General features: G+C 43.7%; 19 protein-coding genes. 9 read left to right on the top strand and 10 right to left on the bottom strand.

The features are described from left to right. Positions 1-478: 478 nt before the first annotated feature. The 4 genes from JGK36_RS07690 (at position 479) to JGK36_RS07675 (ending at position 4,192) form a co-directional block, all read left to right on the top strand. The gene (locus JGK36_RS07690; RefSeq protein WP_293183324.1) at positions 479-1,411 is read left to right on the top strand and encodes a glycosyltransferase; all 933 of its coding nucleotides are present in this window, start codon (positions 479-481) and stop codon (positions 1,409-1,411) included. Positions 1,412-1,722: 311 nt separating this feature from the next. Then, entirely contained in the window at positions 1,723-2,412 is a 690-nt protein-coding gene (locus JGK36_RS07685; protein ID WP_293152513.1) for a class I SAM-dependent methyltransferase, read from the top strand. 177 nt (positions 2,413-2,589) lie between these two features. Further along, on the top strand, positions 2,590-2,751 hold the full coding sequence (locus JGK36_RS07680; RefSeq protein ID WP_293183326.1) for a hypothetical protein: 162 nt from the start codon (positions 2,590-2,592) through the stop codon (positions 2,749-2,751). A gap of 124 nt (positions 2,752-2,875) precedes the next feature. Continuing rightward, entirely contained in the window at positions 2,876-4,192 is a 1,317-nt protein-coding gene (locus tag JGK36_RS07675; protein WP_293183328.1) for a hypothetical protein, read from the top strand. A 319-nt stretch (positions 4,193-4,511) separates the two neighbouring features. Here the strand turns inward: JGK36_RS07675 and JGK36_RS07670 are convergent, their stop codons facing one another. Both JGK36_RS07670 and JGK36_RS07665 read right to left on the bottom strand, forming a co-directional pair. Further along, the gene (locus JGK36_RS07670) at positions 4,512-4,778 is read right to left on the bottom strand and encodes a hypothetical protein (RefSeq protein WP_293183330.1); all 267 of its coding nucleotides are present in this window, start codon (positions 4,776-4,778) and stop codon (positions 4,512-4,514) included. Between the two features lie 172 nt (positions 4,779-4,950). Beyond that, complete coding sequence (locus JGK36_RS07665) at positions 4,951-6,126, bottom strand: SpoIID/LytB domain-containing protein (protein ID WP_293196650.1); 1,176 nt, start codon at positions 6,124-6,126, stop codon at positions 4,951-4,953. 397 nt (positions 6,127-6,523) lie between these two features. On the opposite strand from JGK36_RS07665, the gene JGK36_RS07660 reads away from it, so the two are divergent. Beyond that, the gene (locus JGK36_RS07660) at positions 6,524-7,462 is read left to right on the top strand and encodes a ribonuclease Z (protein WP_293183334.1); all 939 of its coding nucleotides are present in this window, start codon (positions 6,524-6,526) and stop codon (positions 7,460-7,462) included. 239 nt (positions 7,463-7,701) lie between these two features. Here JGK36_RS07660 and JGK36_RS07655 read toward each other — a convergent pair whose 3' ends face one another. Beyond that, complete coding sequence (locus tag JGK36_RS07655; RefSeq protein ID WP_293183336.1) at positions 7,702-8,088, bottom strand: hypothetical protein; 387 nt, start codon at positions 8,086-8,088, stop codon at positions 7,702-7,704. Positions 8,089-8,162: 74 nt separating this feature from the next. Here JGK36_RS07655 and JGK36_RS07650 point away from each other — a divergent pair, with 74 nt between their 5' ends. After that, entirely contained in the window at positions 8,163-8,456 is a 294-nt protein-coding gene (locus JGK36_RS07650; RefSeq protein ID WP_293183338.1) for a type II toxin-antitoxin system RelE/ParE family toxin, read from the top strand. After that, complete coding sequence (locus JGK36_RS07645; RefSeq protein ID WP_293183340.1) at positions 8,453-8,767, top strand: hypothetical protein; 315 nt, start codon at positions 8,453-8,455, stop codon at positions 8,765-8,767. Before JGK36_RS07650 ends, JGK36_RS07645 begins: the two co-directional genes overlap by 4 nt. Positions 8,768-8,858: 91 nt before the next feature. On the opposite strand, the gene JGK36_RS07640 is transcribed toward JGK36_RS07645, so the two are convergent. The 7 genes from JGK36_RS07640 to JGK36_RS07610 form a co-directional block, all read right to left on the bottom strand. Further along, positions 8,859-9,434 carry a hypothetical protein gene (locus JGK36_RS07640; protein ID WP_293183342.1) on the bottom strand — a complete coding sequence of 192 codons (576 nt, stop codon included), beginning with the start codon at positions 9,432-9,434 and terminating at the stop codon, positions 8,859-8,861. Positions 9,435-9,569: 135 nt separating this feature from the next. Further along, the gene (locus JGK36_RS07635; protein ID WP_293183344.1) at positions 9,570-9,803 is read right to left on the bottom strand and encodes a hypothetical protein; all 234 of its coding nucleotides are present in this window, start codon (positions 9,801-9,803) and stop codon (positions 9,570-9,572) included. A gap of 23 nt (positions 9,804-9,826) precedes the next feature. Further along, entirely contained in the window at positions 9,827-10,873 is a 1,047-nt protein-coding gene (locus JGK36_RS07630) for an ATP-binding protein (protein ID WP_293183346.1), read from the bottom strand. Positions 10,874-10,907: 34 nt separating this feature from the next. Continuing rightward, complete coding sequence (locus JGK36_RS07625; protein WP_293183348.1) at positions 10,908-11,315, bottom strand: hypothetical protein; 408 nt, start codon at positions 11,313-11,315, stop codon at positions 10,908-10,910. Positions 11,316-11,371: 56 nt separating this feature from the next. After that, complete coding sequence (locus JGK36_RS07620; protein WP_293183350.1) at positions 11,372-11,950, bottom strand: hypothetical protein; 579 nt, start codon at positions 11,948-11,950, stop codon at positions 11,372-11,374. Positions 11,951-11,968: 18 nt separating this feature from the next. Beyond that, on the bottom strand, positions 11,969-12,310 hold the full coding sequence (locus JGK36_RS07615; protein ID WP_293183352.1) for a hypothetical protein: 342 nt from the start codon (positions 12,308-12,310) through the stop codon (positions 11,969-11,971). Between the two features lie 21 nt (positions 12,311-12,331). Beyond that, positions 12,332-12,763: a hypothetical protein gene (locus JGK36_RS07610; RefSeq protein WP_293183354.1), complete on the bottom strand. Its 432-nt coding sequence runs from the start codon at positions 12,761-12,763 to the stop codon at positions 12,332-12,334. A gap of 435 nt (positions 12,764-13,198) precedes the next feature. Here JGK36_RS07610 and JGK36_RS07605 point away from each other — a divergent pair, with 435 nt between their 5' ends. Further along, a complete protein-coding gene (locus JGK36_RS07605; RefSeq protein WP_293196649.1) occupies positions 13,199-13,729 on the top strand; it encodes a LuxR C-terminal-related transcriptional regulator in 531 nt (176 codons plus the stop codon). Between the two features lie 256 nt (positions 13,730-13,985). Beyond that, a complete protein-coding gene (gene secA / locus JGK36_RS07600) occupies positions 13,986-16,802 on the top strand; it encodes a preprotein translocase subunit SecA (RefSeq protein ID WP_293184889.1) in 2,817 nt (938 codons plus the stop codon). Positions 16,803-16,830 lie beyond the last annotated feature (28 nt).

Genomic DNA, 16,830 nt, shown 5'->3' with positions numbered 1-16,830 from the left:
TTTTTTTTACATATTTAAACTTTTATTAAGTTTTCAAAGTTCAGCCAACACTGAAAAGCTTTTGGGAAAAAAGTAGGGTACGGTTCAATTGAGGGTAACAGTTTGCCAGCGATCGGTGTAAGGTGAAGGCTGTCGCCTTAGTCCTAATTCGCCCCCCAAAGCATGAGTCCGAGCCAATCAGTCTTGGGGTTGGCATTTGCTAGATGCGATGGCGCAGGGGTTTCAGCCAGATTTCACCATTGCTGATGTCGGGACGGGATTGAGAGCAGGTCAGAAAGAAGTCCTGCCTGATACTCCTTGTCATGGAGATATTTTTCAGCTCCAACAACAATTTGAGACAGTTGTTGACAATTGCTAATTAGCATGGTAATGTCAGACTATTCCAGCGTAAAAAATGTTAATTTTTCAAGCAGGACTAAGCAGTCGGGGTAATTGTATTCATTTGTAGTAAAAATAAGTTGGAAGTATTAATTAGGTAATGTCGTATCGTATTGTTGCTTATATCACTGCCTATTCAGATAAAACTGCCCTTGAGCGGTGTATCGCTTCTCTTAAGTGTCAAACTTATTCGATCGAGAAAATCTTAATAGTCGATAACTCGCCTCATGTTTTGTTGTCTCCTGAAGAATTAGACGAATCTATTATCGTCAAATCTTATCCCCAAAACATCGGCATTTCTGGCGGTTTACGAGTGGGTATTGAATGGTCTATTAAAAATGAATTTGATTTTATTTGGACTTTCGATCAAGATACTGAACCTTCACCAGATGCTTTAAAAAGATTAATTGAAACCTATGATAATCTCAAAGAAGCTCATCAAAAAATTGGAATTATTGCTCCACTTCCTGTTGATAGGGTCACAGGACAACAATGGAATGGAATGATCTTAGATAAGTATCAACTAAAACAATTTCTTATAAACGATCAAATCCCTGAAATTTATAAATGTGATGCCGTTATTACAGCAGGTTCTCTTATTTCCATTCAAGCCGCTTACAATACTCCCTTTCCTAATGAAAATTTATTTATTGAAGCAGTTGATTGGGAATATTGTCTAAAATTAAAGAAACAAAATTATTCTATATTTGTCAATAGAAATATTGTTCTAAAACAACGATTTGGAGAGACTCAAGAAGTTAATTTATTTTATCCTAAAATAAAAATAATGCGATTGAATTGTTCTCCGTTGCGTTACTACTACCGATGCAGGAATAACACCTTTGTCGAACTTAGTCTCGCTATGGAGAACAAACTATTGATTATGTTTAGTATTCATAGAATTAAAATTATGATTAATTTAGTTATTAAAATCTTGCTATTAGAAAACCTATCAAGAAGATTGAAAATTTGGGCTTGTCTGCGCGGAACTTATGATGGTTTCAGAGGGAACTTAGGAAAAACCTGGGTATAATCTACAAGAATGAGTCCGAGCCAATCAGTCGCAGCCAGTTTACCGCTTGATGCTCGCCAGAAAATAGCGATCGTGATATTGGCAAAGACAAAGTACGCACCCACACTATTAGTAGCGTTGGCGATCGGTTACCAGAGGTAACGCACCCTACAGATAGATTCTTTGCGTAAGTCCTGTACTCTTTACCCCTTCCCCCTTCCCCCAACAGCAGTAACAAAAATACGTGGGGCAATGCGTGAGATATGTTATAGTAAACAGTCAGCCTAAATAGTTAGGTTTCAAATTGTTGTCTATTATCTCAGGAAACCGAAATGCTCAGAACCGATGTAATTCAAAAAATAATCGACAAGAAAAAAGCCCTGAGGTATTTAGAAATCGGCGTAAATAATGGCGATAGTTTTTTCCCGATCGAGATCGCTCAAAAGGTGGGAGTAGATCCTAGTTTTGCATTTTCTGAAGAACGTAAATTGGAATGGGCTAGTAAAAATCTATGTAATGCAACAGCGGAATATATAGACGCCACTAGCGATGCTTTTTTTGCAAGTGCCAATCCGATCGAACGGTTTGATGTAGCATTTATCGATGGATTGCATACCTACGAACAATCATTGCAAGATGTCCTGAATACCTTGGACAACCTCAATGAAAATGGCGTAATAGTCATGCATGATTGCAAACCACCCCATGTCCTCGCAGCCTGTCCAGCTCAGTCTCTGCAAGCTGCGATCGACATGAATTTACCTGGATGGGATGGCAACTGGTGTGGTGATGTCTGGAAAACGATTTGTTATCTAAGAAGTAATCGCAAAGATTTGCGAGTCTTTGTGTTGGATTGCGATTTTGGCTTAGGCATAGTTATGAAAGGAAAGCCTGATATCGATCTCAACCTGAGCAAAGATGAATTGGATAAAATGACTTATGAAGATGTTCTCAATGGTAAAGAAAATTTTCTTAACTTAAAAGATGAAAACTATTTGTTTGAGTTCTTAGAAACAATCTAATTCACTATCCACTATCCACTACTCACTATTCACTAATTTAATTATGCAAGCTGATATTTTTTATTAAGATGGCATTCGTCGCAGGTGGTTATATTCCGACACCCCCTGTATCTAGTTCAATTTTGACTCTGATCCAAGAATACAAATACCACTCAGAAACAAATGAGAATCAAGTAGATGTTTTCAATTGATCGACGCGACGAATTACTGGCGATCGCCGGTATTCTCGACCCAAAGCTGACAGCAATCGCTATCAGCTTTGATGTACCTTTAATGATGGCAGAATTTGCCGTGCAGTGCTACCTTAAAACTGCCATTTTTGAACCATGCCAAAAGTAGCAATGTTTTGCCCCAAAATCAAGGTCAGCCACAAAAAAAGCCTAAATTCTCCAGGTCTAAACCAGCTTTAATGCCCGCAACCTATAATTAAAAATAACCGCGTAATTTTCACAAAGAGAAACACATGGCTCCAAATCCCGGGATTATGCAAGCCGTCGAGCAACTTGGCTACCGCGTTACGGTTGGAGACGTGGCGGCAAAAGCTGGACTAGATGTCAATTTTGCCCAGCGAGAACTGTTAACGCTGGCCTCCGAAGCAGGCGGCAACCTGCAAGTAGCAGAATCCGGCGACATTGCCTACATATTTCCCAACAACTTTCGAGATATTTTGCGAAACAAATTCTTGCGCTTGCAGTTGCAGGAATGGTGGCAAAAAATCTGGCGAGTTCTATTTTACTTGATTAGAATATCTTTTGGCTTAGTGCTGGTAGCTTCCATCCTTTTAATTGTTGTTGCTATTACGCTTTTACTCTCCAGCATGAACAGCGACAATAACGGTGGAGGAGGCGGAAGCGGAGGCGAAAGTGGAGGTGGCGGCGGAGGCTTTTTCTTTTTTCCCTACTTCTGGAACGACTTAATCTGGATCTTTTACTGGAACCATGATGAACCATACTACCAGCAGCGATCGCGCGATCGCGGTCAAAAACCCCAGATGAGTTTTCTGGAAGCAGTTTTCTCATTTATATTTGGAGACGGGAATCCCAATAAAAATCTAGAAGAGCGCAAGTGGAGCGATATAGCCACCGCAATTCGCAACAACCGAGGCGCAGTCGCAGCCGAACAAATTGCGCCCTATCTCGACAATCTCGGACAGGGATACGCCCGAGAATACGAAGAATATATGTTACCAGCCCTGGCCCGTTTTGACGGCCGCCCCGAAGTCAGTCCCGAAGGGCAAATCATCTATCATTTTCCGCAATTGCAAACCACAGCCCTCCTGCAAAATCCTCAACCAACAGGAACTTATTTGCGAGAAATGCTGTGGCGTTTCAGTCACGCCGACTCCGGCCAAATCATGCTCGCAGCAGGTTTAGGAGCCGTCAATCTTGTCGGTGCGCTGGTTTTGGGGAATTTATTAACGAAAAGTGCGATCGCAGGTGGATTCATCGGCTTCGTCAGCGGTATTTATCCACTGCTGCTGATTTACGGCGTCGGATTTCTGACAATTCCCTTAATCAGGTACTTCTGGATTCAGTGGAAAAATAGCAGGATAGAAGCTCGGAATCACGATCGGCAGCAGCGAGCCATGTTATTAAACCAACCCGATGCCAACTTGCAGCAAAAACTGGCCTACGCCCAGGAATTTGCAGGCGAAAACGTTCTGAGTGGAGAAGACTTAGCTTATACCACAGAAAGCGAATTAACTCAACAAGAACTCGAACAATCAGCAAAAATAGATGCTGAATGGCAGCGGCGAATTGGGCGATCGGATAATGTATAGCCCGAAGAATCAGGAATGCAGCACACAGATTTTTTCTTAGTCCACGGAGGTGGACTTTGTTTTTGTAGTCGCGGTTTCTAACCGCCGGAGACGAGAAGTCTTCTGAGAATTGATCTTAGGTACGTAGTTGCGCTTCAGCGCTCTTAGCTTATATTAGGAAAGAGCGCCCAAGCGCAACTACATACCTTCTATTGGCGTTGCTGATTTACGGTATGAACGACTCAATGTGAAAATGTGAAAAAATGAAACAAACCAGTCAGTCAATATAGCTGAATTTTCAAGTTACCCATTTTCATCCCCTGATTAAACAACGCCACAATCATTTATTTTGAATACTAGAATCTGTTGTTTTTCTCATCTTTTTAACAATCTTAGGGCGTTTAAAAATCAAACAATTTTGGTCGTATTTCGAGTCATGTCGCAGAGCCACAAGTTCCCACCCATCCTCCCCCAATTGATTGACAAATAGATGTAGCGAGCCTTGTTTCCAATCTCGCAGCTCCTCACCATTTACATATAAACTAATTAGCTTATTTCCAAAAGGATACATATTCGCATCCACAAATAAATACTCCCACTTTTGCATAGCAATCCTTAATTTAGTTAGTCAGTAGTCAGTTGGCAGTTGGCAGTTGGCAGTGGACAGTTAGTTAGTTATTCGTTATTACTTGTTATTGGTTATTTGTTATTTCTTACCAATGCCCCATGCCCCATGCCCCATGCCCCATGCCCCATGCCCCATCCCCCATTCCCAACAGTTACTGCACAGCAATTCTAGCCAAAGCAGCACCCCGGTAATAGTGCAACAAAATCTGCTGGTAGCCGTATCCCTGCCTAGCCAAATTGTAAGCCCCCCACTGACTCATGCCCACAGCGTGACCGAAACCTTTGCCAGCAACTTGAAAACCCGTAGGAGGCTTCCCCCTATTTTGGCCGCTAAAAATCCCGCCGTACTGAGGAATCACAGTAAAGCGGGTACTCCTTAAATTTAGAACCCGACGCAAATCCGCGCCAGTCATCACCCTAGAACCGCCATCCCCGACTACTTTCATGGACAAAACGCTGCCGTAAGCGGTAGTACGTTCTGGCTTCATCGAGATTACATTACCCACACCAGAAATCTTGCTGCTCATTTGAGCGCGGGAAAAATTTTCTTTCCACTGGTAAACCGGCGCGCCTTGGTCGAAGTCAGGAACAGCCCGCAAATAAGGCAGGGGTTCCGTCCAAACATCCTCGACATTTTCCGTATGTCCGCCAGACGCCGAGTGGAAAACGGCTAAAATAATCTGACCGTTGTAAGTCAGAACTTGACCGGCGGTGGCATCCACTGCGGCATAAGTACCCGAAGATTCTGTTTGCAATCCTTTGTAAACCTGGGAAGACTGAGTGTCATCCACATCGTAAAGGTCGGTTTCGCTTTTGAGGCGCTTGTGGAGAGCGTAGGAACGGGCGGCGACTGCTTGGGCTTTCAAAGCCTCTTGAGGCCAATTGCCACTCATTTCGGCACCGAGAACGCTGTAGAGATACTGTTCGATATCGACATAGTTGACGGCGGTTAAGGCTCCTTTTTCGGGAACTAGAAGCGTGCGTCCCCGATACCATCGATCGCCAATCCAAACATAACCGTTTCCGGTCGGCTCGATCCAAATTTGATTGGCAGCCCAGCGGCCAATTGCCACAGTTCCCGATCGAAATTGAGCAGACTGAGAACTGTTGGCGGGCAGTTCCCCCAAATTGCGCCCGCTGCTGTCGCGGATTGCAGCCTTAGTAGAACTGCCGACTTTGATCTGACTCGTCCCGTCTTGTACCGCAACTCGCAAAATCAGCGCCGCCTGTGCTGGGGCTACCATTACCAGCCAAAACAACAGCGAAATCCAAAAGTAGCGTTTTTTTAATGTCGAAACAACGGAAGTAAAGAACACTCCTGACTGCATTTTAAAATTTTCCTCCTGTGCTGTATGAGTTTGAGAATTTTTAAGAGTTCGGGAAGGTTCGGGAAAAAGGAAGGAGAACGGCAGAAAGAAAACGTTAGAATTGGGGGTGCATCTCAATGCAAGCAAATATATCTGTAGGGGCGAAGCATGACCGCAGTCAATATGGGATTATAACTAATAACTCATATACGGTCATGCTTCGCCCTCTTCAAAAACCAGATGCACCCAGAATTGGGTTTGGCACTTTGTGCGTCAAAAATGATTGGAGCGACTAGATCCTAGCAGCAACAGCGATTTATCTCGGTTCCTGCCTGCGAATATTTCCTTTATGTCGGATTCGCCGCACTCTGGATATTTGTAACATATTTTTTAAGATTTAATTGAGGTGATTTAACTCTTGCAGATTACATTTCTCGGAACTAGCTCCGGCGTCCCCACGCGATCGCGCAACGTATCCAGCATCGCCCTCCGCTTGCCCCAGCGAGCGGAACTCTGGCTGTTTGACTGCGGCGAAGGAACCCAGCACCAATTCCTCCGTAGCGAGCTAAAAGTCAGCCAACTGAGCCGTATTTTCATCACTCACCTGCACGGCGACCACATTTTCGGCTTAATGGGTTTGCTGGCTAGCTGCGGTTTGGCGGGGAATGTCAAGCGCATCGATCTTTACGGGCCTCCGGGACTTGAAGAATATTTGCAAGCTGGCGTTCGCTATTCTCAAACTCATTTTTCTTACCCCGTGAAGGTGCACAAAAGTCATGAGGGAGTTGTCTATGAAGATGACGAATATATTGTTAGCTGCGCTCCTTTGAAACACCGAGTTACTGCTTTTGGTTATCGAGTAACTGAGAAAGACCGTCCGGGACATTTTGATGTAGAAAAAGCGAAGGCTGTGGGTATTCCGTCGGGGCCAGTTTACGGTGAATTAAAACAAGGAAAGACGGTAAAATTATCGGACGGGCGACAGTTTAAAGGTAGTGATTTTTGCGGCCCGGATCAAGTCGGGCGAAAGTTTGTTTACTGTACAGACACGGTTTTTTGTGACAGCGCGGTGGACTTAGCGAAGGATGCCGATCTGTTGGTGCATGAAGCGACTTTTGCCCATCAAGATGCTCAAATGGCGTTCGATCGCCTGCATTCAACTTCGACGATGGCGGCTCAAGTAGCTTTGCTCGCTGGGGCGAAACAGTTGATCATGACGCATTTTAGCCCGCGTTACGCTCCGGGAAATGCGATCGTCCTGGATGACTTGCTCAAAGAAGCGCAGGCAATTTTTCCGAATACAAAAATGGCCTATGACTTTTTGACTTACGAAGTCCCTAGGCCTGTTGAATCGTAGGGTTAAAGTTAATCTGTAGGGTGCGTCGCCATCAAAAATTCTCGAAAAGATCGACAATCTCATAGCGACGCACCCTACCAAAGACTTCGCTGTATTTGATGTGGGTTTTTTAATTATACCGATCGCTCTGTTGAATTTGACAGTTGTTGCCATGCTAAAATTATAGAGCGATCGCACTTTCGGACAAAAAGGGCGATCGCTCTTTCGGAAAAAGAAACAATTGCGCTACACTCAAAGCATTATGAGACAGCTTGGATGTATTGCGTTACAGGTTTCAAATCGATATCATCGTTGGAAGTCAGTATTTTGAATAAATGCCAGGGGATGCCTGCTGCAATCAAAGCTTCCATCGCGCGATCGAGCTTTGAGAAGTCTTCATAGATGCCAACAAACTGACTAACGCAAGCTAAAGATTCATCTTTCGGGTCATTAACTCCCGTGTATTTGTACTGAATATCAAAACCTGCTTTTTCGCCAATTTCTTCGATATCCCAGTCTACAAGATTAAGATCGATCGCTTCAACGGCTAGGGCAATATGACCGGGCGGTATGGGGTCAAGAGGCTCGCAGCACCAGCCCTCAGAATTGTTCCATACACTTTGACCTTGAGATTCTCGAATTTTCATAAGTTTCTGAACACAAAATGTTACAAACTTGGTTATGATAATTAAGAACGACGATAGTTAATTTATTAACTTAAATGTACCAGATTGAATACACTCCGCAAGCAATACAAGACATAAAATACTTCAAGAAGCACGAGCAACAACAAATCTTGAGCGAAATTCCTGTGCAATTGCGATATGAACCGAGTGTTGAGACTCGCAACCGCAAGCGCACTCGACCTAATAGTATGGCGGAATGGGAATTGCGGATTGCGGAGTTTCGAGTCTTCTATAATGTTGAAGAACAGGTACAGATTGTGGAAATTCAGCGTATTGGCGAGAAAGAGGGCAATACTTTTTTATTTCGCGGACAGCAGGAGGATGTATGACAATTAAATGGAATTATCGAGTGTTTGTGGAAGATAACGGCGATTATATCATTCGGGAAGTGTTTTATGAAGCAGGTGGAGCGATCGCAGGATGTACTGAAAATGCTGTGGAACCTTGGGGAAAAAGCTTAGAAGAATTAGCAAAAAACATTGAGTGGTTTAAAGAAGCATTGACGTTACCCGTTTTGACACTCGCTGACATTCCCGAACCGCTTCGGAGATCGGAGTCAAAGCAAGAGCGAAGTGGCAATGTTTCTCATGAGGCATTGATGGCAGAGTTAGGTTTAGCTGAGCCATCTACTGTGAATTAAATGCAGAGAGCGATCGCACTTTTGGTTATTTGGACAATAAGGGCGATCGCGCTTTGAGATTGGGGATGGGAGAGGCGCGACCTTACTATAATTAACGGATGTTTGCAAAGAATCCCTCCATTTTTTGAACCTCTGACTGTTGAGCTACCTGTGCTTTTTGAAGATCGCTTTGATAGCTTTGTTCACATTTGATTTTACAATCAGAATAATTATCGTCTCCTATATCACATCCTGCTCCGCAAAGCATTTTTATTCCGGATTCAGCTACGACCACATCTCGTTGATAGCTTAAAATAGTGTAAGTTCGCCAGTAGAGTTTAAGATTTTGAACCAGTCTAGTTTTCTCAGCAACACAGCTATCATCAGATGAAATGCGTAGCAAAACTTGTTTGGCATTCTCAAGAGGAAAAATCATGCTAGTAGCTTTGAAGGCATCTACAGGAATATTTCCTATGGCAGATAGTGCCTCTGAAGTATCTATTGGACATGAAGAGCTAAATGTTTGAGGTTTTGAAGGAGGTACATTTGGAGATTCTGGAGTAGGGCTTAGACTTGTATCAGGGATTGTGGTCGATCGTGATTCAGTAGAATTGCAACTTGAAACTGCCCCGAAAAGCAACATAGTGATTGCTATTAGCATAAAATTACGTAACTTAAGCTTGTTCATGATGATTACTTGTTAGGAAAATATGGTGCGTGTTTGCAATAAACAAATAATTATTGTAATTGTAGGTACTGGAATTTTGAGATTAATGGAGAAAAGAGCGATCGAATGGGTGTGGGTTAGGATCGCTCTTCAAAACTAATTCACCTTATTTACCTTTCCTATGTTTGACTTATTACCATTTCTTGGATTATTTATTGTCCGCCAGTAATCGTCATCGAAATTTATGAGAACCTCTTGGCTTACATCTGCATCCAGACTATCGTAATACCACACAAAGTATCGATTACCACTCTTAGCCTGAACCAGTATTTTGTAGTAAAGATTCTCTAATCCAAATTTTTGCAAAACTTTAAATGATTCAGTAGCCATAAGCTCATGCTCCTGTGAATAGCTTAATTGTTAGTTTCTAAATTTTGTGAGGGAGGTGGTAACGGAACATTACCCTCCACGGGAGTCAGTTTATATTCTGGCTTTGTAGCTGCTTTGTTAGCCTCAATTATTTCAGTCATTGCCTGAATCAAGTGAGACTGTGTAAGCTGCTTTTGGTCTTTGGGTTTATCTTCTTTGGCAGCAGCAACTACACCTTGAAAAACAGCATTTTTGATGTCTCTTCCAGAGATTTGATCGAACTGTTTCGCCAGTTCTTCAAAATTTACCGATCGCTCTAAGGGAAGCTTGCTGGGAATCTGAGCTTGCCAAATTTTTACCCGCGCTTCTTCATCCGGTAAATCAAATTCTACTTTCCATCGGATTCTACTTATAAAAGCAGGATCGTAGTTGCGGATTAAATTCGTGGCAAAAATTACAATTCCTTCGTATGAAGAGAGTTGTACGATCATTACACTGCGGGTTAAGTTAACTGCTGTGTCAGTTGACTGGGTAACACTTTCAAGACGCTTTCCCAAGAAAGAATCAGCTTCATCGAAGAATAAAACTGCATCCTGTTCGCTAGCAAACTCAAAAGCTTTAGCAATATTTTTGGGGGTATCGCCAACATATTTAGACTCTAGTTGTTGGTAAGGTACAACTAAAATTTTCTTGTTCATCGCATGAGCTAGTGCTTCAGCAGTCAGCGTTTTACCCGTACCAGGAGGTCCAGAAAAGTTGATGGATAAAGCTTTGTCTAGCTTGTGCTTCTCGCTCATGCCCCACTCATTAAAAATTAAATCTTGATACTGAATTTCAGCCAAAATTAAATCAACCTGGCGTTTAGTTTTCTGGGGTATAACTACATCAACTAAAGTGTACTTAGGTTCTCTGAGGTATGGGCTAAAATCTATGGATGATTCTGAAGATTCGTTCCCTTTCTGTATTTTGTCGCCTAGACTATCCACAACTTTGTCGATCAAGTTATCAACTACACCACCTTTGCCATTGTTAGAGGTGGGGTTTTCTCCAGCAGCTTCCCGAAAAGCTCCTAATCTATCAATTCTTGGCATGATTTATTACCTAGATAAGAACATCAACTCAAAATCAATTATCCCAATTGGTCAAAGACTTTACTTCAGCTTTCGACCTAGTTTTAGGGAAATCCTGATTGTCTCCCTTGAATTTAAAGACTTGTGACGGCTTACTTTCAATATGTTTGGGATCCCAAATTTCCAGAATGATTTCATCCGAGTATTCTCCAGAGTACAAGATCGCATATAAAGTGGTTCCGCGTCCAAATTGTTCGATGAGAACGGGTGCGATCTGGGTTGGCCAGATGGTGGCTAATTTGTCAAAAACACTCTCCAAAGAGATTTTATAAGGTTGAGATACCCCAAAAAGGCGACGCATAAAATCAAAGCCATCACCTTTTTCAAACTTAGGTATTTCGCTGTTTTTATCGGGATACCAAGCATCTAATTTATTGTTGCGCGGTGCATCGTTTCGTGGCATGGTAATGACCTATTGTATTGAAATAAAAGATGGATATTGTCCTATATTATACAGTGTCAATCGACCTGAATAATTAAAGCATTAAAAAACAATTTTTGCCTCATTTTGCCATAATTGTCTACGCTATCAGTCATTTTTTCTACAAACTTGGCAAAGGGGTTATCAGCCAAGATAGATGGCAGTTCTGGTGCAGCAATAAACTGGATGAATAGCATAGTAAATAGCTCTTCCGCCGTTTTTTTCCATTGGTCGTATTCTCGACCTGTTAACTCGTTATCAAGCACATAGATTCTTTCTAACTTAGAAGAAAGAACATTTGAGCGAATTTCTAAATCGCCTTTATCAATCTTTGGAACTGCGTACCCCCTTTCAGAATCGCTGATATTTGTGTCGTATAGCCATATTTTAATGTATTGAAAATTGCAATCAGAGATACGACGACTCTCGCGAAAGATTTTTCTGACAATCAAATCATCAAAGAATCGTTGAACTTTTTCGATGACAACACATTGACCGTTGTTGAGTTTTTCACCAGGAAGTCCAAAAATTTCGATGGTATTTAAAATACCATTACTTTCAGAAGAACGAAAATCAATGTGAAGAAAAATTTTTTCAGGCTTAGGTGTGCGTGACATAGTTCACTCTCATCTAAATTAGTATGAATTCTGCAATTTGATGGTTTTTGTTTCTGACCGATACTTAGGGAGAGGAGAAATCTGAGGAGCTTGTTCTATGCTGAAAACTTGCGAGGGTTTGCTATCAGCATATCTAGGGTCCCAAATTTCCATTATGGTTTCACCTAGCATTGCTCCGGCATAGAAGATAACGTACAAACTGGCGACAAATCCAAAGGCTGCAATTAAAACACTAACAACAGCAGTTTGCCATATTTTTTGCAATGCCCAAACTAAGGCTTCGAGAAAAGCAGCAACAACCCTTCCTAGCCATTCAACTAACTGATCTAATAGACCACCTAACCATGCGAAAAGACCCATCAAATTTACCTCTTAACTACATTATGCTAGAGTCAGCTTAGTTACTATCGGATTCTGTTTGGTAGGCAACTGAACATCAGTTCCCGGTTCTAACATTCCGATCGAGCCTATAACTGATTGATTTTGTGACGATGTTGGATCGATAAATCCAAGAAATACTTCTCTACCCTCTCTGAAAACCGCTATCCACCACTCACGTCGATACCCAAATTCTTGGCGTAAGTAATACTCAATCTCAGACCAAGTATTGTCCAAAAACTGGGCTATATTTGCCAAAAGATATTGAGTAGCTTCTGTTACGTATCCCCAAATTTCTCTGGTAGCAGCAACTAAGTTCTCCCATAACTCCGCAAAAACTCTTGATAGAGCATCAATAACTGCACCAACCCCATAACCCACCGCTGCACCAAGAATGAATCCGGCAGCAGCTTGCAGTAAAATATCCCAAACCATTACTATTTACTCCAGGAAACGTATCGATTCATAAGAATGAACCGCATTAACCGTATGAAGTTGATGTCTTATCCAAACAGATCGAAGAAAGATACCTGTTGCCCGATCGCACGCACCCCAAACAAATACCGCAACGCCTAAGCATCCAGTACCAACTCGGCCCCGCACCAAGCAACATCTTGCTCCTATATATGTATTCGGTTTGAATCCCAAATTTTATGCAAAATCTGGCTTATTGTTACAAATCTTTACACTAGCCCATTAACTGCTGCTGTATCTGCACCCTAAGCTCTTGACAAGCAGCTCTATTTTTTTAAAGCAGAGCGATCGCCACATCCGTTCCTGAAATGATAAACTAAGTGTACTCAGATAACAACTAGCCAAAGCTATAACTTTAGTTAGGCTTTAGCTATCAACTAAGCGAGACATACTGCGATGACATCCAGCGACGAGATGTTTGCTGAAGCTGCGAATAACTGGGACTTGGAAAGGCTCTACAAAGCTATGGCAGAAGCCAAATGGCAAGTATCTCCCCGTGCCAGAAAGGGACTGACAGAACGGGAAAAGCTGTTTCTCCGAGGTTTGCTCTGCGGGCACAGTCCTGCGGAAATAGCTAGCCAACTCCATCAAAGTCGTAAAGGTGTTGAGGTTTATGTATCTAAAACTTTATATCAATACTTTAAAAAAATTACAGATGTACCTAACGAAAAGGTAAGCAACTGGAGAAATATTCACAACTGGCTAGAAGAAGCTGGATATAAAACTATGCCGTCTGTTAAATCTAACTCAAGCAATTATTCACCCCAAGTTCCATTAGTAAATATAGTTAACATAAGTTTGAACAATCAAAGTCATTCAATAACAATTGACATTCACCTCCAACTAACATTACCTTCGCTTTCAGAGCCAACCATCACAGAAGACATGGATACAAAAGATCGCCCCGACACCAACCAATCTAACTAAAAGCCGATCGCCTATAATAGAATCAACACTCATATTCTCAAACGCCATGCAATATAGCTTTGCCACCTGAAGTCGAAGCTAGGAGTGCAGCGCTTTCCTCACCAGCGGCAAATCCAAAATCGAGCGATCGCCCCCAACGACTCCTGAGCAAGACCAATGCTTGCTACAATCGGGAAAGGTAAACGCTGTGGCTAACACTACAGCCCGTAACCCCAAAAGCTAATAGCTAAATTATTAAAAATCTGCCTCTCCTGCCATGTTTAAAAATCTACTCGGCGACCCCAACGCTCGCAAACTGAGAAAATTTCAGCCTTGGGTAGCTGATATCAATATCTTGGAAGAAGACTTACGCGCCCTCTCAGACGACGACCTCAGAGGCAAAACAGCGGAGTTTAAAGAACGTCTGGCCAAAGCTAAATCTCTCAACGAAGAGAAAGAAATCCTCGATGAAATCTTGCCCGAAGCTTTTGCAGTGGTGCGGGAAGCGGGACAGCGAGTTTTGGGAATGCGCCACTTTGATGTCCAACTCCTCGGTGGCATCATCTTGCACAAAGGCCAAATTGCCGAAATGAAAACCGGTGAAGGCAAAACTTTGGTGGCGACGCTGCCGGCTTACCTCAACGCCCTCAACGGTAAAGGCGTGCACATCATCACCGTCAACGATTATCTCGCACGGCGGGACGCGGAATGGATGGGGCAGGTGCACCGCTTCCTGGGATTGACTGTGGGACTGATCCAGCAGGGCATGGATCAGGTGGAACGCAAGAAAAATTATAGCTGCGACATTACCTACGCGACTAACAGCGAAGTCGGCTTTGACTACCTCCGCGACAACATGGCTACTGTCATGGAAGATGTCGTGCAGCGTCCTTTTAATTTCTGCGTAATTGACGAGGTTGACTCGGTGCTGATTGATGAAGCCCGCACACCTCTAATTATTTCCGGCCAAGTCGAACGCCCCAGCGAGAAGTACATCCGGGCGGCTGAGGTGGCTGCTTCCCTGAGAAAGGAAAATGAGGAACATTACGAGGTTGACGAAAAGGCGCGGAATGTGCTGTTGACCGATGAAGGGTTTGGCGAAGCTGAGGATTTGTTGGGAGTGAAGGATTTATACGATCCGGCTGACCCTTGGGCGCATTACATTTTTAATGCGATTAAGGCGAAGGAATTGTTTATTAAGGATATTAACTACATCGTCAATCTCGATCGCGAAGTGGTGATTGTCGATGAGTTTACAGGGCGCGTGATGCCGGGACGGCGCTGGAGTGACGGTTTGCACCAAGCCATCGAAGCGAAAGAACACGCGGAAATTCAACCGGAAACTCAGACGCTGGCGACTATTACTTATCAAAATTTCTTTTTGCTATATCCGAAGCTGTCGGGGATGACTGGGACGGCGAAGACTGAGGAAACGGAATTTGAGAAGATTTACAGTCTGGAAGTGACGCTGATTCCGACTAACCGGATTCCCAGCCGTGGCGACCTTTCGGATATGGTTTACAAGGCAGAGGCCGGCAAGTGGAAGGCGATCGCCCAAGAATGCGCCGAAATGCACGAAATTGGTAGGCCGGTGCTGGTGGGTACTACCAGTGTGGAAAAATCCGAGTTGCTGTCGCGGCTGCTTCGGGAACTCAAGATTCCTCACAATTTGCTGAATGCGAAACCGGAAAATGTGGAACGGGAGTCGGAAATTATCGCTCAAGCCGGACGCAAAGGCGCTGTGACGATCGCCACAAACATGGCCGGACGGGGTACCGACATCATTCTGGGCGGTAATTCCGAGTACATGGGACGCCTGAAGTTGCGCGAGTATTTGATGCCCCGGATCGTGCGCCCCGATGATGAAGACGGGTTTTCCCTGGTACAAGCGCCCGGTATGGGCGGCCGCCCCGCAGCTCAAGGTTTTGGTCAAACTGCTAAAAAAGTCAAGTCTTGGAAAGCTTCGGCGCAGATTTTCCCGACACAGCTATCGAAAGAGGCCGAGCAACTGCTGAAAGGGTCGGTTGAATTGGCGGTGAAGGAGTACGGGGAGCGATCGCTCTCGGAATTGCAAGCCGATGACATCGTGGCTGTAGCGTCGGAAAAAGCGCCCACCAAAGACATCGTAATTCAAAAATTGCGGGAAGCTTACAATCTAACTCGCAGCGAATACGATGCCTTTACCAGCACCGAACACGATGAAGTTGTGCAGTTGGGTGGCTTGCACGTTATCGGTACTGAACGTCACGAATCGCGCCGGATTGACAATCAGTTGCGCGGCCGCGCGGGACGACAAGGAGACCCCGGTTCTACGCGGTTTTTCTTGAGTTTGGAAGACAATTTGCTCAGGATTTTCGGGGGCGAACGGGTGTCGAGTTTGATGAAAATGTTCGGTGTTGAGGAAGATATGCCGATCGAATCTGGAATGCTGACTCGATCGCTCGAAGGCGCTCAGAAAAAAGTCGAAACCTACTATTACGACATCCGCAAGCAGGTATTTGAATACGACGAAGTGATGAACAATCAGCGTCGAGCCATCTATGCGGAACGTCGCCGAGTCTTGGAAGGTTTGGACTCGAAGGAACAGGTAATTAAGTATGCGGAACAAACGATGGACGACATCGTTGGAGCATACATCAATCCCGATTTGCCTTCGGAAGAATGGGAACTCGACAAACTTGTCAGCAAGGTGAAGGAATTTGTTTATCTGTTAGCTGACATGACTCCGGATCAATTAGAAGATTTGTCAGTTGAGGAAATCAAAACTTTCCTCCACGAACAAGTCCGCAATGCTTACGACATGAAGGAAGCGGAAGTTAATGCGATCCGTGCCGATTTAATGCGAGATGCGGAACGGTTCTTTATCTTGCAGCAAATTGATACTTTGTGGCGGGAACACTTGCAGCAAATGGATGCTTTGCGCGAGTCTGTGGGATTGCGCGGTTACGGACAAAAAGACCCGCTGATCGAGTACAAAACTGAAGGTTACGAGCTGTTTTTGGACATGATGACGGATATCCGCCGCAACGTGGTTTATTCGCTGTTCCAGTTCCAGCCGCAGCCTGCAATGCCTGTTTCGGCTGAGATGGTTTAGAGGGATTTTGTCGGGACACAACAATGTT

This window comes from Microcoleus sp. PH2017_35_SFW_U_B (assembly GCF_020737865.1).
GTDB lineage: Bacteria > Cyanobacteriota > Cyanobacteriia > Cyanobacteriales > Microcoleaceae > Microcoleus.
The sequence above is the reverse complement of the archived record's forward strand: the minus strand, read 5'-3'. Positions and strand labels throughout refer to the sequence as shown.

What these genes read in the sequence shown, in the direction of transcription:
- JGK36_RS07645 (WP_293183340.1), top strand. Translation starts at nt 8,453, where the DNA reads ATGACAATTAAATGGAATTATCGAGTGTTTGTGGAAGATAACGGCGAT.
- JGK36_RS07610 (WP_293183354.1), bottom strand. Translation starts at nt 12,763, where the DNA reads ATGGTTTGGGATATTTTACTGCAAGCTGCTGCCGGATTCATTCTTGGT.
- JGK36_RS07640 (WP_293183342.1), bottom strand. Translation starts at nt 9,434, where the DNA reads ATGAACAAGCTTAAGTTACGTAATTTTATGCTAATAGCAATCACTATG.
- JGK36_RS07605 (WP_293196649.1), top strand. Translation starts at nt 13,199, where the DNA reads ATGACATCCAGCGACGAGATGTTTGCTGAAGCTGCGAATAACTGGGAC.
- JGK36_RS07665 (WP_293196650.1), bottom strand. Translation starts at nt 6,126, where the DNA reads ATGCAGTCAGGAGTGTTCTTTACTTCCGTTGTTTCGACATTAAAAAAA.
- JGK36_RS07685 (WP_293152513.1), top strand. Translation starts at nt 1,723, where the DNA reads ATGCTCAGAACCGATGTAATTCAAAAAATAATCGACAAGAAAAAAGCC.
- JGK36_RS07675 (WP_293183328.1), top strand. Translation starts at nt 2,876, where the DNA reads ATGGCTCCAAATCCCGGGATTATGCAAGCCGTCGAGCAACTTGGCTAC.
- JGK36_RS07625 (WP_293183348.1), bottom strand. Translation starts at nt 11,315, where the DNA reads ATGCCACGAAACGATGCACCGCGCAACAATAAATTAGATGCTTGGTAT.
- JGK36_RS07620 (WP_293183350.1), bottom strand. Translation starts at nt 11,950, where the DNA reads ATGTCACGCACACCTAAGCCTGAAAAAATTTTTCTTCACATTGATTTT.
- JGK36_RS07680 (WP_293183326.1), top strand. Translation starts at nt 2,590, where the DNA reads ATGTTTTCAATTGATCGACGCGACGAATTACTGGCGATCGCCGGTATT.
- JGK36_RS07650 (WP_293183338.1), top strand. Translation starts at nt 8,163, where the DNA reads ATGTACCAGATTGAATACACTCCGCAAGCAATACAAGACATAAAATAC.
- JGK36_RS07670 (WP_293183330.1), bottom strand. Translation starts at nt 4,778, where the DNA reads ATGCAAAAGTGGGAGTATTTATTTGTGGATGCGAATATGTATCCTTTT.
- JGK36_RS07690 (WP_293183324.1), top strand. Translation starts at nt 479, where the DNA reads ATGTCGTATCGTATTGTTGCTTATATCACTGCCTATTCAGATAAAACT.
- JGK36_RS07635 (WP_293183344.1), bottom strand. Translation starts at nt 9,803, where the DNA reads ATGGCTACTGAATCATTTAAAGTTTTGCAAAAATTTGGATTAGAGAAT.
- JGK36_RS07630 (WP_293183346.1), bottom strand. Translation starts at nt 10,873, where the DNA reads ATGCCAAGAATTGATAGATTAGGAGCTTTTCGGGAAGCTGCTGGAGAA.
- JGK36_RS07655 (WP_293183336.1), bottom strand. Translation starts at nt 8,088, where the DNA reads ATGAAAATTCGAGAATCTCAAGGTCAAAGTGTATGGAACAATTCTGAG.
- secA (WP_293184889.1), top strand. Translation starts at nt 13,986, where the DNA reads ATGTTTAAAAATCTACTCGGCGACCCCAACGCTCGCAAACTGAGAAAA.
- JGK36_RS07615 (WP_293183352.1), bottom strand. Translation starts at nt 12,310, where the DNA reads ATGGGTCTTTTCGCATGGTTAGGTGGTCTATTAGATCAGTTAGTTGAA.